The organism is Desulfobaculum bizertense DSM 18034, from assembly GCF_900167065.1.
GTDB lineage: Bacteria > Desulfobacterota > Desulfovibrionia > Desulfovibrionales > Desulfovibrionaceae > Desulfobaculum > Desulfobaculum bizertense.
The window spans coordinates 113,055-135,769 of record NZ_FUYA01000006.1 but is presented as its reverse complement, the minus strand read 5'-3'; the positions used below and the strand labels follow the sequence as shown (position 1 = coordinate 135,769).

The 22,715-nt window shown below is 53.7% G+C and carries 21 protein-coding genes; 14 read left to right on the top strand and 7 right to left on the bottom strand.

Going from position 1 to position 22,715, the window contains the following annotated elements; translation table 11 throughout:
* Positions 1–381: 381 nt before the first annotated feature.
* From B5D23_RS10135 to B5D23_RS10095, 9 genes are all read left to right on the top strand, one after another.
* Positions 382–2,262 (top strand): cache domain-containing protein, encoded by a 1,881-nt coding sequence (locus B5D23_RS10135; protein ID WP_078685322.1) that lies wholly within the window; start codon positions 382–384, stop codon positions 2,260–2,262.
* 15 nt (positions 2,263–2,277) lie between these two features.
* Complete coding sequence (locus tag B5D23_RS10130) at positions 2,278–3,702, top strand: sigma-54-dependent transcriptional regulator (protein ID WP_078685321.1); 1,425 nt, start codon at positions 2,278–2,280, stop codon at positions 3,700–3,702.
* 331 nt (positions 3,703–4,033) lie between these two features.
* Complete coding sequence (locus tag B5D23_RS10125) at positions 4,034–4,693, top strand: succinate dehydrogenase/fumarate reductase transmembrane subunit (protein ID WP_078685320.1); 660 nt, start codon at positions 4,034–4,036, stop codon at positions 4,691–4,693.
* Positions 4,694–4,721: 28 nt separating this feature from the next.
* Positions 4,722–6,602 (top strand): fumarate reductase flavoprotein subunit, encoded by a 1,881-nt coding sequence (locus B5D23_RS10120; protein WP_078685319.1) that lies wholly within the window; start codon positions 4,722–4,724, stop codon positions 6,600–6,602.
* Positions 6,603–6,619: 17 nt separating this feature from the next.
* Positions 6,620–7,408, top strand: a complete 789-nt coding sequence (locus tag B5D23_RS10115) for a fumarate reductase iron-sulfur subunit (protein WP_078685318.1) — start codon at positions 6,620–6,622, stop codon at positions 7,406–7,408.
* Positions 7,395–8,231 carry a fumarate hydratase gene (locus B5D23_RS10110; protein WP_078685317.1) on the top strand — a complete coding sequence of 279 codons (837 nt, stop codon included), beginning with the start codon at positions 7,395–7,397 and terminating at the stop codon, positions 8,229–8,231. The genes B5D23_RS10115 and B5D23_RS10110 overlap by 14 nt, the downstream gene beginning before the upstream one ends.
* Complete coding sequence (locus B5D23_RS10105) at positions 8,231–8,785, top strand: Fe-S-containing hydro-lyase (RefSeq protein ID WP_078685316.1); 555 nt, start codon at positions 8,231–8,233, stop codon at positions 8,783–8,785. The genes B5D23_RS10110 and B5D23_RS10105 overlap by 1 nt, the downstream gene beginning before the upstream one ends.
* A 12-nt stretch (positions 8,786–8,797) precedes the next feature.
* The gene (locus tag B5D23_RS10100; RefSeq protein ID WP_078685315.1) at positions 8,798–10,114 is read left to right on the top strand and encodes a malic enzyme-like NAD(P)-binding protein; all 1,317 of its coding nucleotides are present in this window, start codon (positions 8,798–8,800) and stop codon (positions 10,112–10,114) included.
* A 111-nt stretch (positions 10,115–10,225) separates the two neighbouring features.
* Positions 10,226–11,557, top strand: coding sequence for an SLC13 family permease (locus tag B5D23_RS10095; RefSeq protein WP_078685314.1), 1,332 nt, complete (start codon positions 10,226–10,228; stop codon positions 11,555–11,557).
* A 606-nt stretch (positions 11,558–12,163) separates the two neighbouring features.
* On the opposite strand, the gene hisG is transcribed toward B5D23_RS10095, so the two are convergent.
* The 6 genes from hisG to B5D23_RS10065 all read right to left on the bottom strand — a co-directional run bounded on the left by hisG (position 12,164) and on the right by B5D23_RS10065 (position 18,304).
* Positions 12,164–13,066, bottom strand: coding sequence for an ATP phosphoribosyltransferase (gene hisG, locus B5D23_RS10090; RefSeq protein ID WP_078685313.1), 903 nt, complete (start codon positions 13,064–13,066; stop codon positions 12,164–12,166).
* Positions 13,066–13,440 (bottom strand): phosphoribosyl-AMP cyclohydrolase, encoded by a 375-nt coding sequence (gene hisI / locus B5D23_RS10085; protein ID WP_078685312.1) that lies wholly within the window; start codon positions 13,438–13,440, stop codon positions 13,066–13,068. Before hisI ends, hisG begins: the two co-directional genes overlap by 1 nt.
* Before the next feature lie 18 nt (positions 13,441–13,458).
* Positions 13,459–14,508, bottom strand: a complete 1,050-nt coding sequence (gene rlmN / locus B5D23_RS10080) for a dual-specificity RNA methyltransferase RlmN (RefSeq protein ID WP_078685311.1) — start codon at positions 14,506–14,508, stop codon at positions 13,459–13,461.
* A 178-nt stretch (positions 14,509–14,686) separates the two neighbouring features.
* Positions 14,687–16,018, bottom strand: a complete 1,332-nt coding sequence (locus B5D23_RS10075) for an HD domain-containing protein (protein ID WP_078685310.1) — start codon at positions 16,016–16,018, stop codon at positions 14,687–14,689.
* Between the two features lie 81 nt (positions 16,019–16,099).
* On the bottom strand, positions 16,100–17,368 hold the full coding sequence (locus B5D23_RS10070) for a dihydroorotase (protein WP_078685309.1): 1,269 nt from the start codon (positions 17,366–17,368) through the stop codon (positions 16,100–16,102).
* A 9-nt stretch (positions 17,369–17,377) separates the two neighbouring features.
* Positions 17,378–18,304: an aspartate carbamoyltransferase catalytic subunit gene (locus B5D23_RS10065; RefSeq protein WP_078685308.1), complete on the bottom strand. Its 927-nt coding sequence runs from the start codon at positions 18,302–18,304 to the stop codon at positions 17,378–17,380.
* Between the two features lie 793 nt (positions 18,305–19,097).
* Between B5D23_RS10065 and B5D23_RS10050 the strand changes: the two genes are divergently transcribed.
* The 5 genes from B5D23_RS10050 (at position 19,098) to B5D23_RS10035 (ending at position 22,042) form a co-directional block, all read left to right on the top strand.
* On the top strand, positions 19,098–19,610 hold the full coding sequence (locus tag B5D23_RS10050) for a septal ring lytic transglycosylase RlpA family protein (RefSeq protein WP_233813369.1): 513 nt from the start codon (positions 19,098–19,100) through the stop codon (positions 19,608–19,610).
* Positions 19,611–19,723: 113 nt separating this feature from the next.
* Entirely contained in the window at positions 19,724–20,236 is a 513-nt protein-coding gene (locus tag B5D23_RS15325) for a septal ring lytic transglycosylase RlpA family protein (protein ID WP_078685396.1), read from the top strand.
* Between the two features lie 110 nt (positions 20,237–20,346).
* Complete coding sequence (locus B5D23_RS14925; protein ID WP_144012603.1) at positions 20,347–20,547, top strand: hypothetical protein; 201 nt, start codon at positions 20,347–20,349, stop codon at positions 20,545–20,547.
* An 83-nt stretch (positions 20,548–20,630) separates the two neighbouring features.
* The gene (locus B5D23_RS10040; protein WP_078685305.1) at positions 20,631–21,125 is read left to right on the top strand and encodes a septal ring lytic transglycosylase RlpA family protein; all 495 of its coding nucleotides are present in this window, start codon (positions 20,631–20,633) and stop codon (positions 21,123–21,125) included.
* Positions 21,126–21,259: 134 nt separating this feature from the next.
* The gene (locus tag B5D23_RS10035; protein WP_078685304.1) at positions 21,260–22,042 is read left to right on the top strand and encodes a septal ring lytic transglycosylase RlpA family protein; all 783 of its coding nucleotides are present in this window, start codon (positions 21,260–21,262) and stop codon (positions 22,040–22,042) included.
* Between the two features lie 105 nt (positions 22,043–22,147).
* Here the strand turns inward: B5D23_RS10035 and B5D23_RS10030 are convergent, their stop codons facing one another.
* Positions 22,148–22,435, bottom strand: a complete 288-nt coding sequence (locus B5D23_RS10030; protein ID WP_078685303.1) for an integration host factor subunit alpha — start codon at positions 22,433–22,435, stop codon at positions 22,148–22,150.
* Between the last annotated feature and the right edge of the window lie 280 nt (positions 22,436–22,715).

Sequence of the window (22,715 nt, the reverse complement as noted above, 5' to 3'; positions counted from 1 at the left end):
CGCTTCCTATAGGAAGTGTTAACTAAAAAGTCAAGGCACTTCACAGTGGCCAAAAAGTCCGAAATACAGGGGGAGAGAGGAAAATTCATGTATAGCAAGCTCCTATGAAAATTGCTCTCTGTATATTTTTTATGGTGGACGCATTTTGCGTCCATCTTGTGCAATGCGTTTTGCGCAGAAAAAAAATCGGTGGGTTTGCGCTGTTTTTCTCGTTTTCCCAGCAGGAAAATCAGGAGAACTGAGAGGCGAGGTCTCACGGGAATGAACGTTCTATGAGGAGAAAAACTGAGATAAGTTTTTGGCCGTGTTCTTTTTTGAAAAAATGACGTACGGTCTTGAAACGGTATACTGTAAGTGCATGAAAGGTGGAGGCTTTTTTGAATGTTGCAGCGGAACCCTACAATTGCTCGACGCATTACACTGCTTGTGCTCATCATGGTGTGTTCATCCGCGAGCATCGGCATTGCATACATTTACTTTATGGAACGGGTTCAGCAGAAGATTATTCAGGAATCCCGTCAGGCAACACTGGAAGGGTATAAGCGGACGCTTGCGACCTCCATTCATTCTGTTTCGGCCCAGCTTGGAGCCATGCTTGAAGATGTTCCCGGAGAATTGTCTCCGGAGGCACTCCGCCATGCGACAGAAGAAATGCGTTACGGTGAGGATGGATATTACTTCATATATGATATGAATGGTATCAATATCGCACATCCCTTGCATTCAGAGTTCAAAGGTGTCTCCAGACTGCACCATAAAGATCCGTATGGCAAAGAGTACATTGCGGAGCTGACAAAAAAAGCATCCAGTGGTGGTGGGTTTGTCAAATACTGGTTTGCCAAGCCTGGGCAGGCATATCCGAGTCAAAAGCTCGTATACTCAGAACGTATTCCGGGAACGTCTTACTGGATTGCAACAGGCTTTTACATAGATTCCATAACGCATGAGCAGGACGAGCTTTCTGAAAAGCTGCATTCTCACATGTATCGGGCCATCATCATGGTTGTGGTGGGAACCCTTGCGGTTCTGGCCGTGGTGATTGTCCCGGTGAGCCTGCACATGGTTGGTTCCATTATTGAGCCGTGGCGACAGATGGAGCGCGGGCTTCATCAGGCCCAGAAGATGGAAGCTATTGGCGTGTTTGCTGGTGGGATTGCCCACGATTTTAACAACATACTTGGAGCGATAATTTCCTGTGGTGAACTGGCTTTGGCCGAAACCCGCGGGGACAGTTCGATCAATGAAGACCTGCGGCGCATTTTGCACGCGGCCAACCGGGGCAAAACCATTGTCCGCCGCCTGCGGGCCTTTGGTGCTCCCAACAAAGGGAAGAAGCGTCCGGTTCATCCGGGGCGGGTGCTGGAAGAGTGCTTGCAGCTCCTGCGGACCTTTATCCCGCCGACCGTGACCGTGCAGGTCTATAACCGCTGCCGCTCGGCCCTGATTAGCGCTGACCCTGACCAGTATCTCCAGATCATTATGAATCTGTGTACCAACGCGGTGCAGGCCATGTCTGGAGGCAGGGGCACCTTGCGCCTTGATCTTTTTGTGCGGGATGTTGGCTCGCGGGAAGCCGAGGCCCGGGGCATCAGCAATCGGCACTATGTGGTGCTGGAGGTGCGGGACACGGGGCATGGAATTGCACCGTCTGCACTGGAAAAGATTTTTGATCCATTTTTTACCACCAGAAAGTACGAAGGCGGCACAGGGCTTGGGCTGTCTGTGGTGGAATCCATTGTTCGCAATTCGCATGGAGACATTCGGGTTGCCAGCACGGTTGGTGAGGGCACAACCTTTTCTGTGCTCATGCCCTACGCTGGCAACAGCATGGAAAAAGACGTTCCTGTGCGACAGGAAAACGTGCATTGCGAGGGTACCGAAAGGATTATGCTCGTGGATGACGACGAGGATATGGCCTATCCGGTGCAAAAGCTCTTTGAGCGCTGTGGCTATCAGGTCGCGGTGTTTTCGAGTGGGGTTGATGCGCTGAGTGCGTTTCGGGCCAAGCCAGAGGACTATGACTTGCTCCTGACGGATCAGCTTATGCCACACATGACTGGCACCGAGCTTATCCGGGTGGTGCGGACGTTGCGGCCGGAACTCCCCACGATTCTCTACAGTGGTTTTGAAGGGGAGGGCTATTCCTCTGCCTCAGATGCAGACTGGAAAAAGCAGGGCGTATCGCGCTTTTTCCGTAAACCTTTTGATACATATGAATTGTGTAAGGTGGCGAGGGAACTTCTGGACGAAAATACAACCTAAGAGGCGGGGCAGAAAATGAATCCGCAAAATGTTCTCATCCTGGATGACGATGGAGACATGAACTATGCCCTGTGCAGAGTCCTGCAAAATGCTGGATATGCGGCCCATGCTGCAACAACATTGGGGCAGGGACTTGAACAGGTGCGAAAGAAGAATTTTGATGCTGTGTTTCTGGACGTGCGCCTTCCAGATGGAAACGGCCTGTCCATAATTCCAGATATTATTGGCCAGCCGTCACATCCTGAGGTGATTATCATCACCGGAAACAGCGATCCTGATGGTGCGGAACTGGCGATTACCAGCGGGGCATGGGATTACATCGAAAAGACGGATTCCATGACTGAAATCATTGCCACGCTGGACCGGGCGATGGATTACCGCCGCGAGCGGCTGGGAACCAAAAAAGTTCGGCAGGTTCAGAGCCTGCGCCGTGAGCATATTGTGGGTGAAAGCCCGCAGATTGTACGGACGCTGGAGCGGGTGGCCCAGTGTGCTCCGGGTGATGTGAGTGTGCTGGTGACAGGCGAAACAGGCACAGGTAAGGAGCTGTGCGCCAAGGCCATCCATAACAACAGCCCACAGGCTTCGGGACCATTTATTACCGTGGACTGTGCGGCGTTGCCCGAGCAGATTGCGGAATCCCTGCTTTTTGGGCATGCCCGTGGGACCTTTACGGGCGCTGTTCGTGACACACAGGGGCTGCTTTTGCAGGCCAGCGGAGGCACGCTGTTTCTTGATGAAGTTGGTGAACTTCCGCTTTCGGTGCAAAAGATTTTTTTGCGGGTCTTGCAGGAAAGAATGGTGCGTCCGCTGGGCGCAAAAAAAGAGCAGCCTTGTGATTTTCGTCTGGTCGCGGCGACAAACCGTAATCTTGATGAAATGATCAGCGCCGGAACGTTTCGGCCTGATCTGGCGTTTCGTATCCGTGGGGCAAGCGTTGAACTGCCACCGCTACGGAACCGGGAAGGTGATGTGCATCTTTTGGTGGAGCATTATATGGCACTAGTGGCTGACCGAAATGGGTGGGATCCCAAGGAATGTGGGTCAGACGTTATTGCCGCGCTGGAGGAATATGACTGGCCGGGCAATGTGCGCGAGCTGGTTCATGCTGTGGAATTTGCGGTGACGGCTGCCCGGCATGAGAGTCAGATTTATCTCAAGCATCTTCCGCCAGAGCTGCGGGCCAAGATTGTTCGCAAGCGCATCACTCCGGATGCAGAAAAGGGTGGCCTGCCGAAAAACTTTGAGTATGTGGCTGACGACGAAAGCATTCCTACTATGCAGGAACACCGAAATAAGGTGGTCTCGCAGGCAGAGCAGGGTTACCTCAAGCATTTGCTTGCCAGTACGGGTGGCTCAATCAAGCGCTCTGTGGAACTTTCGGGCCTGTCGCAGTCCCGTTTTTATGCACTTCTCAAGAAATACAAGATAAAATCATAAAACAGGAACATGTTTTCCTGTAGCGTAAGAGGATTTTCCTGCTGAGCAGGAAAATCCTCTTTTGTTTTGAGAGCGTGAAAAGTTAACTGTTTAAAAATATGCGTCTTTTTTTGAAATCATACTTGGCACGACAGATGCTTTACTGAAAAGCAGGAAAGAGAAAAACAGGAATGTATATAGAAGAAATCAAAAGAAGTCTGTCTGCCAAAAAAGACAAAGGAGGAAGGGCACAGGTTCATGGCAGGAGATGATGTGTTTTTGGTGATGAAGCGTTTTTTCTCGTGCACCGCATTCACGCACACAAACCCACCCTTTTCGTGAAGGAGTTGTTATGGACGCTAGCACGCTCACTCTCCACGTCAAAAAGAAGAAAAGTATCGCCATGGGGCGGCTTGATGCTCTTCAAATGGCGACAGGAGTTCTGCTTATCCTTTTTCTGTGGGCACACATGATACTGGTCGCCAGTGTGTTGATCAGTCCCAAGCTCATGAATGCCATCGCGTGGTTCTTTGAAGTGACCTATATGGCCCAGATTGGTGGTCCCCTCATCGGGATGATGATCTTTGTGCACTTTGTCGTGGCAGCCAGAAAGATGCCGTGGAAGATTTCCGAGCAGGAAGCTTACCTCAAGCATAGTGTCATGATGCACCACAAGGATACGTGGCTGTGGGTCGTGCAGGTCGTTTCTGCACTGGTTATTCTGGTTATGGCCAGCATCCATATCTGGGTTGTCCTGACCAACCTTCCCATCACCGCAGTGAAGAGTGCCGCCAGAATCCAGAGTGGCTTCTGGCTTCCATTCTATCTGGTCCTGCTCCCCGCAGCCGAGCTGCATGTCGGCATCGGCTTCTATCGTATCGGTGTGAAATACGGCTTTATCTCCAGTGAAAAACGTCACTGGTATCAGAAGGCTGAGAATGTCCTCATGGGTGTTTTCATTGCGGTTGGTCTGCTGACCCTTATCCGCCTTCTGACCTTGCCCCTTACTTAACGCCAATAAGAATAGACAGGATGCAGCTATGAAAACATTCTACACTGATCTTCTGTGCATGGGGGCCGGGCTTGCAGGTGAGCGCGTTGCCGTTGAGGCCGCAAAGGCCGGATTCAACGTCACCTGCCTGTCCATTGTCCCGCCGCGCCGCTCGCATTCCTCTGCTGCGCAGGGTGGCATGCAGGCAGCTCTCGGAAACGCCATTATGGGTCAGGGCGACAGCCCAGACATCCACTTTGCAGATACGGTTAAAGGCTCCGACTGGGGCTGTGACCAGGAAGTCGCCCGCATTTTTGCGGAAACCGCTCCTATCGTCATGCGCGAAGTCGCCCACTGGGGCGTGCCGTGGAACCGTGTCGAAGCCGGAACCCATACGTATTACAAAGGTGGCAAACCCTTTGAAGCCACTGAACTGAAAGAAAAGCATGGTCTCATCCACGCTCGTGCCTTTGGTGGCACCGCCAAGTGGAGAACCTGCTACACCGCAGACGGCACAGGCCGTTCTGTTCTGAACACTCTTGATTCCATGTGCCTGCGTTTCAACGTGACCATTCACGACCGCACACAGGCCGAAGCGTTGATTCACGACGGTGAAAAGTGCATGGGCGCCATTGTTCGCGATCTGCGTACTGGCGAACTCATGACCTATTATGCTCGCGCAACCCTGATCGCCACAGGTGGTTTTGGCCGCATTTACCGCGCCACAACCAACGCTGTCATTTGTGATGGTGGCGGACAGATTACTGCCCTGAATACGGGACTGGTTCCCCTTGGCAACATGGAAGCCATTCAGTTCCATCCCACAGGCACCGTGCCCACAGACATTCTGGTAACTGAAGGTTGCCGTGGTGACGGTGGTACCTTGCTGGACGTGAACGAATATCGCTTTATGCCTGACTATGAGCCTGAAAAGGCCGAGCTGGCATCGCGTGACGTTGTGTCCCGCCGCATGGAAGAACACATGCGCAAGGGCCTTGGCGTGAAATCACCATACGGCGATCACCTCTGGCTCGACATTCGTCACCTTGGCGAAAAGCACATCACCACCAAGCTTCGCGAAGTCTATGACATCTGCAACAACTTCCTTGGTGTGAACCCCATCCATCAGCTTATTCCGGTTCGTCCGACCCAGCACTATTCAATGGGCGGCATCCGTACAGACAAGAACGGTGCAGCGTATGGCCTGCAGGGTCTGTATGCAGCTGGTGAGTGCGCATGCTGGGATATGCACGGATTTAACCGTCTTGGTGGCAACTCGCTTGCTGAGACCGTTGTTGCTGGCCGCTATGTCGGTAAGCAGATTGTTGAATTCTTGCAGGGACATTCCGTGGACTTCAAGCAGAGCGCCATGCAGGACGCACACGATCTGGTTGCGGACCGCATCAAGACGCTGAGCACTGCCAAGTCGAACAGCGAAAGTGCAACCGAGCTGCGTAATGAGATGCAGGACACCATGATGGAAGGTGTTGGCATTTTCAGAAACGGCAAGGACCTGCAAAAGGCTGTGGATCGCTTGCAGGAGCTGTCCAAGCGTGCAGAAAACATCACGCTTCAGGGTTCCACCATTGGCTTCAACCCAGAAGTGTCTCTCGCCCTTCGGGTGCCCGGAATGATCAAGCTGGCCCTGTGCGTCGCATACGGTGCTCTCCAGCGAACAGAATCCCGCGGTGCTCATACCCGTGAAGACTTCCCGGAAAGAAACGACAAGGAATGGCTCACCCGTACGCTGGCGTACTGGAAAGACGGCGAGACCTTGCCTGTGCTGAAATATGAAGAAGCTTCTCCATATTACGAGATGCCTCCGGGCGAGCGTGGTTATGGCGGCGGTAAGATTATCCCAGCCGATCTGCCGGAAGAAAAGCTGACTGTTCCCGGCAAGGGCAAAAAAGCCACCAAAAAGACCAAGTAAGCAGAAGGAGCCGCAAAATGAATCGTCGTCTTCATCTTGAAATCTTCCGGTATAATCCGTTGGACCCGGCTTCCGTGCCGCACATGCAGTCGTTCTATGTTGACGAGTACGACTCCATGACCCTGTTCATCGCGCTGAACAAAATCCGCGACGAGCAGGACCCCACGCTGCAGTTTGATTTCTGCTGTCGTGCGGGCATCTGCGGGTCCTGCGGCATGGTCATTAATGGCCGTCCCGGTCTGGCCTGCCACACGCAGACCAAAGACCTTCCCGAACATATCGTGCTCCAGCCCCTGCCAGTCTTTAAGCTGATTGGCGACCTGTCTGTAGATACTGGAACCTGGTTCCGTAATGCAGGCGAAAAGATTGAGGCTTGGGTGCATAACGACCACGATCATTTTGATCCGAAGCAGGAAGAAGAGCGGATGGAAAATGATCTGGCAAACGACCTGTTTGAACTTGATCGCTGCATTGAATGCGGCTGCTGCATCGCTGCCTGCGGTACAGCCCGCATGCATAAGGATTTCCTTGGTGCTGCGTCCATCGTCCGCATCGCCCGGTTTTATCTGGACCCGCGCGACGAGCGCACCGAGGAAAACTATTACGAGGTTATTGGTAATGATCAGGGCGCGTTTGGCTGCATGGGCCTGCTCGGTTGCGAAGATGTGTGCCCCAAGCACATCCCGCTTCAGGACCAGCTCGGCATTATGCGTCGTATGCTGACCCTGCACTCCGTGAAGGGCATTGTCCCCAAACGCATCATCAAAAAGCTCCAACACAAGGGGTGTACGCATGAGAGTCATTGAGGCTTCACAGATTCATGATGCCGTTGTTGATCTTGTTCTGAACGCGGCTCGCTACCTTCCCGAAGATGTGGAAGAGGCGCTGAAAACAGCTCGCGACAAGGAAGATTCTGACTCTGCCCGTGAGGTCTTGGGCCAGCTGCTCGAAAACGCTGAACTTGCCAGAAATTCTGGCCTGCCGCTCTGTCAGGATACCGGTGTTGGTGTCTTTTACGTCGAGCTTGGCAGTGATGTTCACGTCAACGGTAACCTCGAAGAGATCATTAACGGTGGCATGATTGAGGGCTACGACAAGGGCCTGCTGCGTAAATCCCTGTGCGACCCGCTGACCCGCAAGAATACGGGCGACAACAGCCCGGCTGTTGTGCACATCAAGATTGTTCCCGGTGACAAGCTGCACATTCGCCACATGGCCAAGGGCGGCGGTTCTGAGAACATGTCTCGCTGCACCATGCTGACCCCGGCTCAGGGCTGGGAAGGCATCAAGGACTTTGTGCTCCGCCGCATGGCCGAAGCTGGCCCGAACCCGTGCCCGCCCACCATCGTTGGCGTTGGCATTGGCGGCACCTTTGACATGGCCCCCGCGCTTGCAAAAGAAGCCCTGTTCCGTCCGCTGGCTCAGGAGAACCCTGATCCGCAGCTCGCCAAGATGGAAGAAGAGCTGCTTACCGAGCTGAACAAGCTGGGCGTTGGCCCCATGGGCCTTGGCGGAAAGACCACCTGTCTGGGCGTGAAGATCGAAATGCGGCCCTGTCACATCGCCAGCCTGCCGCTGGCCGTGAATGTGCAGTGCCATTCATCCCGCATTAAGGAGGTTGTACTCTAATGGCGACCTACAATCTGACCACTCCGCTGCAAGACGAAGACATTGCGAAACTGCATGCTGGTGATGTGGTGAAGCTGACCGGTACCATTTACACCGCTCGTGACGCTGCCCACAAGCGTCTCTGTGACATGCTGGACCGTGGCGAAGAGCTTCCTTTTGATGTGCAGGGTTCTGCCATCTATTACGTCGGTCCAAGCCCGGCTCCCAAGGGCCGTCCCATTGGTGCTGCTGGCCCCACGACCAGCTACCGTATGGATGCCTACGCTCCGCGCATGTACAGCCTTGGCATGAAAGCCAGCATTGGCAAGGGCAAGCGCAATCAGGAAACCCGCGACGCCATGAAGCAGTACACAGGCGTGTACTTTGGTGCCACAGGCGGCGCTGGTGCGCTCCTCTCGCAGTGCATTACCGAGGCAGAAGTCATCGCTTTTGATGACCTTGGCCCCGAAGCTGTACGCAAGCTTTCGGTAAAGGATTTTCCGCTGCTCGTCGTTGACGACAGCCATGGAAACGACCAGTACGCCGTTCCCAATTACGATTTTAACAAGAAATAACAGGAGATTAAAATGGCTCTTTTCACAAAGGAAGAGGCTCTGGCTTATCACAAAGTCCCGCGTAAGGGTAAAGTGGAAGTCGTTCCGGTCAAGCCTTGCGTGACCCAGAAAGATCTGTCTTTGGCCTATTCTCCTGGTGTTGCAGAAGCATGTCGCGAGATTGATGCTGATCCTGCTACGGCTGCTGATTACACCGGCCGCTCCAACCTTGTTGGCGTCGTGACTGACGGTACCGCCGTCCTCGGCCTTGGCAACATCGGCCCGCTGGCTGCAAAGCCCGTTATGGAAGGCAAGGGCGTTCTCTTTAAGACCTTCGCCGACATCGATGTTTTCGACATCAACCTTGAAGTCCAGAGTCCTGACCAGCTCATCGAGATCGTCAAGGCAATGGAGCCGACCTTTGGTGGCATTAACCTTGAGGACATCAAGGCCCCTGAGTGCTTCTACATTGAAGAGAAGCTCAAGAAAGAAATGAATATTCCTGTGTTCCATGACGACCAGCACGGCACAGCCGTTATTTCTGGCGCTGCTCTGATGAACAGCTGCGAGATTACTGGAAATCGTATGGAAGACCTCAAAGTCGTTGTCGTTGGTGCTGGCGCTGCTGGTACTGCCTGCGCAAAGTTCTATCTCCAGCTCGGTGTTCAGAAGAAAAATCTCTTCATGTTTGACTCTCGTGGTCTCATTTACAAGGGCCGCGAAGGTTTGAATAAGTACAAGGAAGAGCTTGCTCAGGACAAGAACTATGGCTCGCTCGAAGAAGTCATCAAGGGCGCAGACATGTTCCTCGGCCTGTCCACCAAGGGCCTGCTTTCGCAGGACATGGTTCGCAGCATGGCTCCCGTGCCGGTTATCTTTGCCATGGCAAATCCCGATCCGGAAATCACCTACCCCGAAGCCAAGGAAGCCAATCCGAAGTGCATCATGGGTACTGGCCGCTCCGACTTCCCGAATCAGGTCAACAACGTTTCCGGCTTCCCCTATATCTTCCGCGGCGCTCTCGACGTTGGCGCTACCGAGATTAACGAAGAGATGAAAATCGCTGCCGCTCAGGCCCTTGCTGCTCTCGCCAAGGAGCCTGTCCAGAAGGAAACCCTCGACGCCTACGGCGTGACAGAGCTGTCCTTTGGCACTGACTACGTCATTCCGAAGCCTCTTGATTCTCGCGTACTTGAGTGGGTCGTTCCCGCCGTTGCTCAGGCTGCTATGGATACTGGTGTTGCAACTCAGACTATCCCGGACATGGATGCCTATCGCCGCCAGCTTCGCGACAGGGTCAAGCGCTCTCACGAGCGTATCGCTCCCTTTGTTGAAAGCTATGAACATTAACCCATAAAAAAATCCCCCGCTCAGAGCGGCCACTCTGAGCGGGGGAACATAAAAAATGGACGAGAGACGTGACCTTTCTTCTATCGCTTCCCCCATAACCGAGGATACGACATGAAAAAATTATGCACTTTCGGATTGTTAGCCTGTGCACTGGTCTTGGTCTTAGCCACAACTGCTTATGCGGCACCCGTTCCATCTCTTACGCATGCGTATCTAACCTTAATCATTCTTTTTGTCGCTGCAATTCTTTTTTTCTCAGAACTGGTGCCTTTGCCCATTACTGCAATGCTGGTTCCCGTTGCCCTGAGCGCATTTGGGATTATTCCAGCAAATGAAGCCTTCATAAATTTTGGTAACCAGTGGGTTGTCATCTTTATGGGAATGTTTGTCGTGGGAGAGGCAACATTCGTGACTGGTTTTGCAGAAAAAATCGGGCTGCTTACGCTTAAGTTTTCAAAAGGAAAGGAAAGTCGGGTGCTCATCCTTTCCATGCTTGCTGTTGGCGTTTTGTCTGCCTTCCTCTCTAACACAGGAACCATCGTCGTTGCCATCCCCATGATTATGGGCATGTGTGCGACTGCGAAGATCAAGCCAGGTAAAATTTTGATGCCTGTCGCTTTTGCCGCGTCACTCGGCGGTACCATGACTCTCGTCGGTACCCCCCCAAATGGACTCGTCAACAGTGTGCTTGAGCAGATGGGTCCCGCTGGCGTCGAACCCTTTGGCTTCTTTGAGTTCGCTAAAATCGGTGCCATCCTCTTTGCTGCTGGTATTATTTATTACGCCGTGATCGGTCGGCGCTTCTTGCCCGATGAGGTCAAGGAATGTGAGATGGTCGAAGTCCAAAAGCCAAAAAGACCAGAAAAAATGTGGTGGTCTGTCGGCATCTTCATCTTCGTCGTCGTCGCTATGGTCTCCAAGCTCCTCCCGCTCGTGACTGCGGTTATGCTCGGTGCCTGTCTCGTCGTGATTACCGGCTGTATGACTGTTAACGAAGCCTACAGAGCCGTTGACTGGACAACAATCTTCCTCTTCGCAGGCATGCTCTCCATGTCTACCGCGATGAAGGACTCTGGTGCTGCTCAGCTCATCGCTGACAACGTCGTTAAGCATGTCTCAAACCCGTACATGCTCCTCGCTGTCTGTTGTGCGCTCACCGCTATGGTAACCAACTTTATGTCCAACACGGCTACTGCTGCGCTTATGGCGCCTCTCGCTATCCCCATCGCTGTCAACGGCGGCGTCTCTCCGTTGCCTCTCGTTATGGGTATCGCTATGTCCGCCTCCGCCTGCTTCCTCACCCCCGTGGCTACCCCGCCTAACACTATCGTGCTCGGCCCAGGTCGCTACTCCTTCCTCGACTACACTAAAGCAGGTTGGCCCTTGCAGCTTATTAGCTTCGTGCTCATCGTGATATTTGTACCCATGATTTGGCCCTTTTAGGCCTTTCATACCCTCCCCCCCAGCATAAGCCGGAAGCTTCACCCGCTTCCGGCTTTTCTTATTGGGGGAGAGGAAGATTGGGGGCCTGCCCAGCGCGTTAGCGCTGGATGGGCGGGTGGGAAGAAGATTGGGGGCCTGCCCCAGCGTGTTAGCGCTGGATGGGTGGGTGGGGGAAGTTGGGGGCCTGCCCCCAAACCCCCGCGTAAGGGAATGATTCCCTTACGTATCCTCATCGAGTTTGAATTCCATCCACGCTTCGCGTGAATGAAATTCAAACTTGTTAGGCATAACGTCGAGAGCTTCTTTCTCCTTCTCGTGCGTTCGCCACCATTTTCTTTTTGAACGCGAGCGTTCAAAAAGAAAGGGTTGGAGCGCAAAGAAAAAGAACACGCGCCCAGTTAATTAGGCCGAAAAAAAGGGGACCGAAATGGAGAGGAGAGCGTAGCTCTCATCACATTTCGGTCCCCTTTTATTTCGGGCGAAATCGGGATTCCCAAGGGCCTCGTCCTTGGGCGGGGTCAAGGGGCAGCGCCCCTTGCAGAGGTGCGGGGACAGAGTCCCCGCCCACCACCCTAAAAAAAAGCCCCCTTGCGGGGGCTTGAGAAGCTAGATGATTTTATTGAGTGGGTACTCGATGATGCCTTTGGCGCCGAGTTCGACGAGTTTTGGAATGAGGTCACGGACGACGGACTGGTTGACGATAATTTCGACAGAGACCCAGTCTTTGTTCCAGAGGTTGGCGACTGTAGGGGCTGTAATAGCGGGCAGTTCGTCAAGGATGGAGGGAATGCGGTCTTCCGGGACGTTCATTTTGAGGCCGACCATGGATTCAGCGTCGAGGGCGCCGTGGAGGAGCATGTCGATCTGCTGGATTTTTTTAAGCTTAGCGGGGTCCTTGAGGGCTTCGCGGTTAGCGATGAGCTGGGTATTGGACTGCATAAGTTCGGCGATAATGCGAAGGCCGTGGGCCTTGATGGTCGTGCCTGTTTCGGTCACTTCGACGATAGCGTCAGCGAGACCTTCGACGACTTTGGCTTCGGTCGCGCCCCAGGAGTACTCGACCTGCACAGGGATATTTGCGTCTTCGAAATATTCCTTGGTGAAGTTCATCAACTCGGTGGAGACTTTTTTCCCTGCGAGGTCTTCTGGTCGCTTGTATGGGGAGTCACCGGCGACGGCGAGGACCCAGCGAGCGGGGCGGTTTGAGACCTTGGAATAGACGAGATCGGAGACAACGACGACGTCTTTGTCGTGGCCGGTTTCGTGGATCCAGTCTTTTCCGGTGAGTCCGAGGTCGAGGGTGCCGTCGGCAATGTAGCGAGGGATTTCCTGAACGCGGCAGAGGCTGCATTTCATTTCGCTGTCATTGACGTCGGGGAAGTAATTTCTGTGGTGCTGTCGCAGTTTCCATCCTGCGCGTTCGAGCAGGGAGATGGTGGAGTCCTGGAGTGAGCCTTTGGGCAGACCGAATTTCAGCAGGGAACCGTTGTTGTTAGCGTCAGCAGCCATTATTTATAAACCTCCGAAGGATCGAATATTTTAGGGGAACACTCAGAGACGGTACCGTCTTTGAGTTCGCGATAAAAGCATGAGCGATAGCCCATATGGCAGGCAGCGCCGCCGACCTGCTCCACGAGGAGCACGATAGTGTCGCTGTCACAGTCCACACGGATGGACTTGACATGCTGCACATGACCGCTGCTTTCACCTTTATGCCAGAGCGAATGTCGGCTACGGCTCCAGTAATGAGCCTCCCCTGTCTCCAGGGTTTTATGCCAGGCATTTTCGTTCATGTAGGCGAGCATTAGGATTTCTCCTGAGCGGGCATCCTGAGCGATAGCAGGGACGAGACCGCCCTGCTTGTCAAAGTCCAGATCAATCATGATTCGTCCTTTTGAGGGTTATTGTTGTGCTTCGAGCTGTACCTTGAGCTGTCCACAGGCCGCGGCGATGTCCTGTCCTCTGCTTTTTCGCAGGATGACGGTGATGTCGCGGCTCCAGAGGATTTTTTCAAAGGTAAGCACATCTTCCGGGAGAGGAGCCTCGTACGGGTCTCCGGGGGCAGGGTTGCAGGCGATGAGATTCACCTTTGCCTTGCGGTTTCCCAAAAGTTTGGCCAGTTGCCGTGCGTGTTCGGGCCTGTCGTTGACCCCACGCAGCAAAATGTATTCATAGGTCACACGTTCGCGGGGGCGCAGCGGATACTGGTCCAGAATGTCCATAAGCTGGTCGAGCGGGGTCATTCTGGCAGCCTTTGGCATGATCTGCTCGCGCAGTTCCTGCGTTGGTGCGTGAAGGGAGATAGCGAGCCGACACAGGGCAGCTTCTCCCAGGGCCTGAATGCCAGCTGGGATGCCGACACTGGAAACCGTGATTTTTCTGGTAGAGAACCCAAAGGCTTTGGGGTCTGTCATGATGCGCAGGGAGCGGATGACGGCATCGGTATTGAGCAGCGGCTCACCCATGCCCATAAAAACGGTATTCCGAAGTGGGGGCAGACTGCCATCCTGCTGGATGTAGTCCTGCGCAACGAGAATCTGGCCGAGGATTTCGGCCTGAGTCATGCTGCGGGTAAATCCCATCTGCCCAGTGCTGCAAAAGGTGCAGGCCATAGTGCAGCCGACCTGCGTCGAGAGGCACTGGGTTGTGTAGGCTTCGTCAGGGATGAGAACGGTTTCGACCAGTTCTCCATCTTTGAGGCGAAGCAGAAATTTGACTGTACCGTCAGAGCTGACTGCGGTTTCGGCGATTTCTGGGTAGCTGATGACGGCGCTTTCGGCGAGTTTTTCGCGAAGGGCCTTGGAGAGGTTTGTCATGTCCTCAATATTTCGGCAGCGCTTTTCCCAGAGCCACTGAAACACCTGCCCGGTGCGGAAGCGAGGTTCGCCAAGCTCGGCAAGTGTTTCGTGAAGTTCTTCGATGCTCAAATCGAGCAGATTTGTTGTATCCATTCTCTCTAACCGGATGCAGGCAGTCACGAATGATGAGACTGCCAAATGTGGAGCAAAAAAATATATCGGTGCAAACGAGTTGTCGCCTGCACCGATTGTTTGTCTCTTATTTTTGTCTGATTCACAAGGTGAAAACAGAATTGTGACGTTGTGAGCTTTGGACTGGGTGCAAAACGCGCTACTCTTTTGTGCTGTTTTCCTTGTATCCCAGGACAAATTCAACAGCTTCGGGCACAGAACTGACGTCTCCGGAAACTTGTGCATTGAGCAGGGCGTCTCGAATCAGTCCTACCGCAGGACCGGGGTTCAGGTTGGTGAACTCCATAATTTCGTTGCCGTTGAGAAGTGGCTCAAGCATTTCTTCGGGAAGCTCTGTTCGTTCCATCATTTTGAGATTGTGATTAAAGTCCGTGTAGTTGCCTTTGCGGGCCTTAACGTTGGCGCGTTCCATTTCAATGAGGCGAAGATGTTCTGGCAGGGCGCGGAAGCGGCGAATGCCCTTGTCTGTGAGCATGGAAGAGAAACGCATGTGATGGCGGACAAGATGGCAAATGAGGTCGGTGTCTTCGGGGGTGAAACGCAGACGGTGAAGTATCTTGCGGGTGACCTGCGCGCCGACCTGATGATGCTGGTGGAAATGCCAGTTCCCGGCGAAATACTCCGCTGTGTAGAGCTTGCCGACGTCGTGGAATAGACAGGCAATGGTGCCTTTCCAGTCAAATGGATTTTGTTCTGGATAGTGCCGCATAAGCTTGAGCGTGTGCTCAAAGACACTTTCCTCCTGATCTGCTTCCCGGTTCAGGAGCTGGGTAACGCGGGAGAGGGCGGCAATTTCTGGAAGCAGGCCATGAAGAATCTGACAGTCAAAGAGAAGTCGCACAAATTCATACATGTTTTCGGCTTCAACCCGTCGCCACTCGTCCATGATGTCCGCAATGGAAACGTAGTCCAAAATGCGGCGGGCACCGCGAACTATGGCAATCCATGTATTGTGCTCAATGGGAAGATTATAGTTGGCCGAAAAACGAAGGGCACGAATGCCACGAAGATAGTCCTGCTTGAGGGTGAGGTCTGCATTGCCAGAAAATTTGACGAGGCCTTGCTCGATGTCGACAAAGCCCGCGTAGCGGTCCTTGATGCCGGGGGTGTATGGGCAGGCAATGTTTGGGGGGAGTTCGCCCTTGTCGCCAAGCCGCTTGAGAAGGCGGGGAGTGAGTCGGGCAACATACTCTTCGGGGTAGGCAGAGTCTTCTGCTTCGAGAGGGTAGAACCTGTACAGCACGCCGCCTTCGCTCAGTTTCCCGAGGAAGCGGCTGTTTTCTGAAAGTGTGAGTTCCGGGAAAATTTTGTCGAGGCCTTCCGGGTCCATGTCGGTTGCAATATCAAGCTCGGCTTCACCGGTCTCTGCAATGAGTTCCCGCTGAAGCCGAGCGTTGATAACATATGCCTCGAAGCCGTTTCGCATAATGGTTTTGCAAATGCTGACGGCATCTCTGTACGTTTTGTCCATGTTCTCTCTCCATGTGATTCAGTTAGTCAGCTGGAAAGTCCTTACCGGAGAGAGAAACTATATGAATGGAAACGTGAGAGGTCAAATCACGCTGTGGCCGCCAACATAAAGAGCAGCGCAGCGTCCCAGCATTGTGGTGCCGAGCAGAGGTGTGTTTTTGCCCTTAGAATAGAGCGTTTCCTCTGATACAACCCAAAATTCCTTGGGGTCATACAAAATAAAGTCTGCTGGATCACCGGGTGCAAATGTATTGCAGGGCAGTCCAAATGTTTTTGCCGGAGCGGTGCACCACAGACGGATAAGATCGTCAATGCTCAGAATTCCGTCTTCTACAAGCTTCATGGTCACGGGCAGCGCTGTGTCCAGCCCGGTGATGCCGTTGGGAGCCTGCATAAAGGGGTGTTCTTTTTCGTGGGCGGCGTGAGGCGCATGGTCCGTAGCGAGCATGTCAATGACACCGGTACGGACAGCCTCGCGCATGGCGTCCACGTCGTCCTGTGTGCGCAGGGGCGGGTTTACCTTGGCATTGGTGTCGTATTCGGCAGTGGCTTCTTCGGTCAGCGTCAGATAATGCGGGCAGGTTTCTGCCGTAATCTGCACGCCGCGCTCTTTGGCGCTGCGAATGATTTCAAGAGATTCACGGCAACTGATGTGTGCGAGGTGCACGGGAATCTTGAGATATTCCGAAAGAATCACGTCGCGGGCAACCTGAATGGCCTCGGCGCAGGTGGACTGGCCCTTGAGACCAAGGCGGGAGGAGACCACGCCTTCGTTGATGCCTGCACCAATGGTCATGTGCGGATCTTCGCAGTGGTCAATGACGCGCACGCCGCAGTCTGCTGCGTATTCCAGCGCGCGGCGGAACAGCTCGTTGTTTTCTACGGGCTGGCCATCATTGGAAATGGCTTTGCAGCCCGCTTCGACCAGTTCGCCCATTGGGGCGAGGTCCTTGCCTGCGAGGTCCATTGTGAGTGCGCCAATGGGGAAGAGGCGCGGGCCACCGTCCGGGAAGGCCTTGCGGGCCTTGTCCAGCATGAGGGTGGTTACAGCGGCAGTGTGGTTTACCGGGCTGGTGTTGGCCATGCACATGATGTTGGCAAAGCCGCCGTGTGCGGCTGCCGTGAGACCAGAGGCAATGTCTTCTTTCCACTCCTGGCCGGGTTCACGCAGATGGGTGTGAACGTCTGTCAGGGCGGGAAGCAGAAGCATGCCTTTGCCGTCAATTTTTTTGGCGTCGGATGCAACGGAGCCAGCCGGAACCAGCTCTTTGACTGCGCCGTTTTCCACATGCAGGTCGTGCGCAGCATCGTGCCAAAGAACATTCTCAAGAACAAAACTCGACTGTGACACGTCTGCCCCCTAGTCGTTGCGGGTTATGAGGAGGAACAGCATGGCCATGCGGATGGCAACGCCAGAGGTAACCTGATCCAGAATGATGCTGGCGTCGTGGTCGGCCAGTTCGGAACTCAGTTCAACGCCTCGGTTGATGGGACCGGGGTGCAGAATCTTTGCGCCGGGGTTCATCAGTTCAAGATGCTTGACGCCAATGCCAAAGAGCTTGGAGTACTCATCGAGGCTGGGGAGCAGGCCGTCCTGCATGCGCTCAAGCTGGAGGCGCAGGGTGGTGACTGCATCAACGCCTTTGACGGCTTCGTTGACGTCGTGGAAGACCTCGACGGGCCAGCTGTCCAGACGGGGTGGAAGCAGGGTGCGGGGACCGCAGAGGCGGACCTTGACGCCGAGCTTGGTCAAAAGATGAACATTGGAACGGGCAACACGGCTGTGGGCAATGTCGCCAAGGATGAGCAGGGTCTTGCCTTCAAATTCACCATTCCAGACTTTGCGGAGGGTGTAGGCATCGAGCAGAGCCTGTGTGGGGTGGGCATGGCGTCCGTCACCAGCATTCAGTACGGCGCAGTTCAGACGCTCTGCGGCAAATTTTGCGGCCCCATCGCGTGGGTCGCGGATGACAACGGCGTCGATCTTCATGGACTGGAGAGTCTGCACCGTGTCTTTCAGTGTCTCGCCTTTGGTCAGGCTGCTGGAGCCTTTGGCAAGGGAGAATGTGTCTGCGGAAAGGCGTTTCGCAGCCATGTCAAAGGATGTTTTAGTCCGCGTTGATGGCTCCACAAAAAAAAGAACCACGCTTCTACCTTTAAGCGTGGGAACTTTTTTAACTGAACGATTATTGATCTCCATAAAGGAGTCGGCGGTTTGGAAAATGCGCTGCACCTCCTCACGAGTGAGGAGGTCGACGTCAAGGAGATCTTTGTAAGGCCACTTCATTTGGGTCCCTCGCATGATGGTGAAGATTGGGATGCTTTTCGATGCTTCGAAACAGGACATTCCATTCGGGTCACACTATAGCGTGCATATACCTTTCTTTCCAGCCCGCTTTGTCGCACAGGACAAAGAGGCAAAATTCTCTGCGTACGTGTCCTGCTGCGTGAAACGGGCTTTTACGCCTAGTGCTTTCACAGGCGCGCAGAACGAAGTCATTGGGGTACATAACTGCGGGCGCATGTTGCAGCCCGAGAAAAAGCGCATTCCCAAGTGCTGGAAACGCGCTGTGCTTCATAAATATATGTATGCGCCCCTCACAGAACCCTGTGTGACTTACGCATCCGGGGCAAGATAACGATTTTTTCAGAAATTTCCAGCCCTGTTTTTTCGATATACACAATTTTTCAGTGTTTCTTGCTGAAATCGTTTTGAAAAAAATATGGAAAAGTCATGTCTGTGCGAGGGCTTGAGAAGCGGAAGCTTCTGTCGGGCAATATGCTGTTTTTTCTGCAAGATAGATGCAATGGGAAACCGATTTTTATGTATGAAGAGGCGTATGATATGCGCAGGGTGTGCACAAAGAAAATGCAAAATCGAAAAGAAAATGTGTTTTCAGATAATTATAGATTGGTCTGACCAATTTTGCGGCCTTTTGACAGGACAAAATTTATCAGAATAACAGGAAAAAAAGTGGAAATCATCTGTTTTCCTCTCCCCTGCTGTGCTGGGCTTGCATAAAAAACAAAATTTTGTGTAGGAGCTTGGCTTGGGCTTAACTAAGGTACGAGGAAAGACGATGAATAGCTACAGAATTACAATCTTCAGTATGTGGATGGCTGCTATCGCAGCTTTTCTATTTTTCTGGCTGATGATTATTACATTGACAAATGCAACAAATGCTTTTGCTGATGTAGGGCCAGTGCTTGAAGAATCCGTTCAGATTGCCCCTGCTTCCTACGTGGTGCGTGGCCGTCGCTACCACCCGATCAAGGACACTCGGGATTTTGAACAGCGGGGCGTTGCGTCCTGGTACGGCAAGCCGTTCCATGGACGGAAGACCGCAAATGGTGAGCGCTACAACATGTACAACATGACCTGCGCACACAAAATTTTGCCAATGAATACCCTGGTGGAGATCACAAACCACCGTAACGGGAAGAAAATAATCGTTCGGGTAAACGACCGCGGACCCTATAAGCCGGGCCGTATCGTTGACCTGTCCTATGCCGCCGCAAAGAAGCTTGGTATTGTAGGTCCTGGAACCGCAGCTGTCACGCTGCGAGTCATTCCTTCAAAAAAGCATACATAATTATACAGTTATCCGTGCTTGTGCACGGTTTCGACGGCATGCAGACTCTCTTGTAGGTTCTGGACTGCATCACCCCTATGATGCACAAGGTCACAGAAGAAAGCAGGATTCACATGTTTCGAAATATTTGCATTTTCATGTGCACACTTGCGGTGTGCCTTCTTGTGGCCGGATGTGGAGCACGACGCTCGACTCCGGCCGCTCCCGTTGTGCAGACTCCGGCTCCAGCCCAGACGAGTCCTGCACCGGCACCCACTCCCCAAGCTGCTCTTGCGCCAGCTCTCCGGCAACAGCCTGTTGCCAGAACCGCGTCTCGTCCGCGAGCAGAAGTTGTTTCTGTGCAAAAGGGCGTTGCATCGTGGTATGGCCGCCGCTTTCATGGCCGCCGTACGGCCAGTGGCGAGCGTTTTAACATGTACGCCATGACCTGTGCGCACAGAACCCTGCCAATGAAGACCCGGGTTCGGGTCACCAATCTTCGTAATGGAAAAAGCGTTGTTGTTCGGGTGAACGACCGTGGTCCCTATGCGCATGGCCGTATTGTGGACCTGTCTTATGCTGCTGCCAAAAAGCTGGACATTGTCCGCTCTGGTACGGCGCGGGTTCGCCTTGACGTACTTCGCTAGCTGAATCCTCTTCTGCTGAGACCTTCTGTGTGCTGTCGTGAACGGCATCGACGTGATGCCCTGTCTTTTTTGACGCAATCCCCAATCGAAAAACAATCCCCGGAGTTTTTATGCCCCGTCGATATCTGCGCCTTGCGATACTTGGCCTGAGCCTTGTGTTTTTGCTTGGTCTGTCTGGCTGTTTCCCTGGTCGGTATGTGTACGATAACCAGCCTCATTATGAAAAGGGACACCGTCACCACAAGTATAAAAAGCACCATCACCACCGGCGGCATCACCATCCGCCGAGAGGGTCCGTGTACATCTACTAGCGCTATGCTGTGCAGAAGGGCAGGGGAGCCTGTCCTTCTGTGCTTTTTTTTATTCTGCCTGAAATGACATCTTCGGAGACCTGATGCCTCGCCGATACTCATCGTGTGTTTTGCTCTGTCTGGCCTTTGCGACGCTTTTGCTGCTTTCTGCCTGTGGCAGGCCGCATGTGCCCCCCTCTCCTTTTTCCAAGAAAAAAACAGCTGTGTCCTCCCGTGCGTCCAAAGGCACGCAGCGGCCGTATACCGTGCGGGGTGTGCGCTATTATCCGCTGCGAAGTGCTGCGGGCTTTTCCCAAAAGGGAAGGGCGTCGTGGTACGGGCGGCGTTTTCATGGACGTCGTACGGCCTGTGGCGAGCGATTTAACATGTACGCCATGACCTGCGCGCACAAGCGGCTTCCCATGAACAGCCGGGTTCGGGTTACGAACCTTCGCAACGGGAAGAGCGTTGTGGTTCGGGTGAACGACCGGGGACCCTTTGCGCGTGGCCGTGTCATTGACCTGTCCTATGCAGCAGCCAAAAAGCTTGGCTTTGTCCGGGCTGGCACGGCGCGGGTACGCATAACGGGACTTCGCTAGGCGCCACGCTTTTGAAAAAAACCGTGTCGTGATGCGAGTCTTGTTTCGACGAAACGCCTTTCTTTCGCTATAAAGAAAGACGGGTCACAGCGTTGAGACCTGCCTTTTGCTGAACTCTAATCCCCGGAGATCGGATGGCCCATCGATACCCGAGAACAGTCCTGACATGTCTGGCCCTTGTGGCTGTGATGCTGCTTGCTGCCTGCGGCAAAGAGCGTGTTCCAAGCTCGCCGCTGCCCAAAAGCGGAGGCTCGTACCATTCGCACAAAGCTGGGCCATCACCCAAGGCGACATTCCGCCCCTACACCGTGAACGGGGTCCGCTATTATCCGCTCAAAAGCGCGGATGGCTTTACCCAGAAGGGACGTGCGTCGTGGTATGGCAAGCCGTTCCATGGTCGCAAGACCTCGAATGGCGAGGTCTACAACATGTACAACATGACCTGCGCCCACAAAATTTTGCCCATGAACACCGTAGTTCGGGTCACGAACAGGAGTAATGGGAAAAGTGCGGTGCTCCGGGTAAATGACCGTGGTCCGTTTGTGGGGACCCGGGTGATTGACCTGTCCTATGCAGCGGCCAAGTCTCTTGGCGTGATTGGCCCGGGGACTGCGCCTGTCAAGGTCGAAGCCATTGGCATGGCCGGGCATCCGCCGTCACGAAGCATTGCGCGTGAAGTGGCAGGTGCGCCGTATTATATTCAGGTGGGAGCCTTTACTGAATGGGGGAATGCAGAACACGCCCGCGAAGCGCTTGTTCGGCAGGGATTCCGGCAGAGCCGGGTACGCCGTGCCGAAGTGGACGGACGGAGTTTTTACCGTGTTCAGGCGGGGCGTTTTGATGGTATGGACCGTGCCAGACGGGCACATGCCCTGCTCAAGTCCCGCTACCCGCAAAGCTTTGTGCTCCGCGACTAGCAAAAGAAACGCCCGGTGGTGTTGCCACTGGGCGGAGAAAACTTGAGGGCATGAAGCGGTGTTTTGCCTCATGCCCTCAGAAAGATCGGTATCCCGAAAAGCGGCTTAGGAATTAAGCTCGGAACGGAACTTCCGGGAAAGTCGAAACACGACGACCTTTCTTGGCGGAAGGATGATGGTTTCATCCGTCTGCGGATTGCGGCCCTTGCGAGCCTTTTTATCGTACGCCTCAAATTTTCCGAATCCGCTGATAAGCAGAGAATTGTCACGCTTGACAGCCTGCTTCATGATATCCAGCAGGGATTCGACATGGCCTTTGACTTCGGCGCGGTTTTTGTCGACTTTTTCATAAATGCTGTCGACAATGTCGGCTTTGGTCAGTGTTTTACTCATGTGGTCCTCCTCGTTCCCCCAGTAATAGGTTGCTACGTTCTGGGCCACGGCAACCAGCCGTTCCCTTCTTCCCGTTCTCTGAATGTGGTCCTGCTCTCGTTCACTCTGCCGGTCCTACTCCGGTCTTGACCGTTCAGATTGCACTCCATCTGGCTGCGCAGTATGCCCTTTGGGGTGGCAAAATCGCGTTGGGGGATTCAAATGGAGCAGGGTGTATACATCAATTCTGCACAATGCAGAGACCTGATTTCAGTACACAAGTGGAAGGCTGGCGCATAAC

Excerpts from the sequence above, each read along its gene's own strand:
- B5D23_RS10135 (WP_078685322.1), top strand. The coding sequence starts at position 382 with ATGTTGCAGCGGAACCCTACAATTGCTCGACGCATTACACTGCTTGTG.
- B5D23_RS10130 (WP_078685321.1), top strand. The coding sequence starts at position 2,278 with ATGAATCCGCAAAATGTTCTCATCCTGGATGACGATGGAGACATGAAC.
- B5D23_RS10125 (WP_078685320.1), top strand. The coding sequence starts at position 4,034 with ATGGACGCTAGCACGCTCACTCTCCACGTCAAAAAGAAGAAAAGTATC.
- B5D23_RS10120 (WP_078685319.1), top strand. The coding sequence starts at position 4,722 with ATGAAAACATTCTACACTGATCTTCTGTGCATGGGGGCCGGGCTTGCA.
- B5D23_RS10115 (WP_078685318.1), top strand. The coding sequence starts at position 6,620 with ATGAATCGTCGTCTTCATCTTGAAATCTTCCGGTATAATCCGTTGGAC.
- B5D23_RS10110 (WP_078685317.1), top strand. The coding sequence starts at position 7,395 with ATGAGAGTCATTGAGGCTTCACAGATTCATGATGCCGTTGTTGATCTT.
- B5D23_RS10105 (WP_078685316.1), top strand. The coding sequence starts at position 8,231 with ATGGCGACCTACAATCTGACCACTCCGCTGCAAGACGAAGACATTGCG.
- B5D23_RS10100 (WP_078685315.1), top strand. The coding sequence starts at position 8,798 with ATGGCTCTTTTCACAAAGGAAGAGGCTCTGGCTTATCACAAAGTCCCG.
- B5D23_RS10095 (WP_078685314.1), top strand. The coding sequence starts at position 10,226 with ATGAAAAAATTATGCACTTTCGGATTGTTAGCCTGTGCACTGGTCTTG.
- hisG (WP_078685313.1), bottom strand. The coding sequence starts at position 13,066 with ATGGCTGCTGACGCTAACAACAACGGTTCCCTGCTGAAATTCGGTCTG.
- hisI (WP_078685312.1), bottom strand. The coding sequence starts at position 13,440 with ATGATTGATCTGGACTTTGACAAGCAGGGCGGTCTCGTCCCTGCTATC.
- rlmN (WP_078685311.1), bottom strand. The coding sequence starts at position 14,508 with ATGGATACAACAAATCTGCTCGATTTGAGCATCGAAGAACTTCACGAA.
- B5D23_RS10075 (WP_078685310.1), bottom strand. The coding sequence starts at position 16,018 with ATGGACAAAACGTACAGAGATGCCGTCAGCATTTGCAAAACCATTATG.
- B5D23_RS10065 (WP_078685308.1), bottom strand. The coding sequence starts at position 18,304 with ATGAAGTGGCCTTACAAAGATCTCCTTGACGTCGACCTCCTCACTCGT.
- B5D23_RS10050 (WP_233813369.1), top strand. The coding sequence starts at position 19,098 with ATGAATAGCTACAGAATTACAATCTTCAGTATGTGGATGGCTGCTATC.
- B5D23_RS15325 (WP_078685396.1), top strand. The coding sequence starts at position 19,724 with ATGTTTCGAAATATTTGCATTTTCATGTGCACACTTGCGGTGTGCCTT.
- B5D23_RS14925 (WP_144012603.1), top strand. The coding sequence starts at position 20,347 with ATGCCCCGTCGATATCTGCGCCTTGCGATACTTGGCCTGAGCCTTGTG.
- B5D23_RS10040 (WP_078685305.1), top strand. The coding sequence starts at position 20,631 with ATGCCTCGCCGATACTCATCGTGTGTTTTGCTCTGTCTGGCCTTTGCG.
- B5D23_RS10035 (WP_078685304.1), top strand. The coding sequence starts at position 21,260 with ATGGCCCATCGATACCCGAGAACAGTCCTGACATGTCTGGCCCTTGTG.
- B5D23_RS10030 (WP_078685303.1), bottom strand. The coding sequence starts at position 22,435 with ATGAGTAAAACACTGACCAAAGCCGACATTGTCGACAGCATTTATGAA.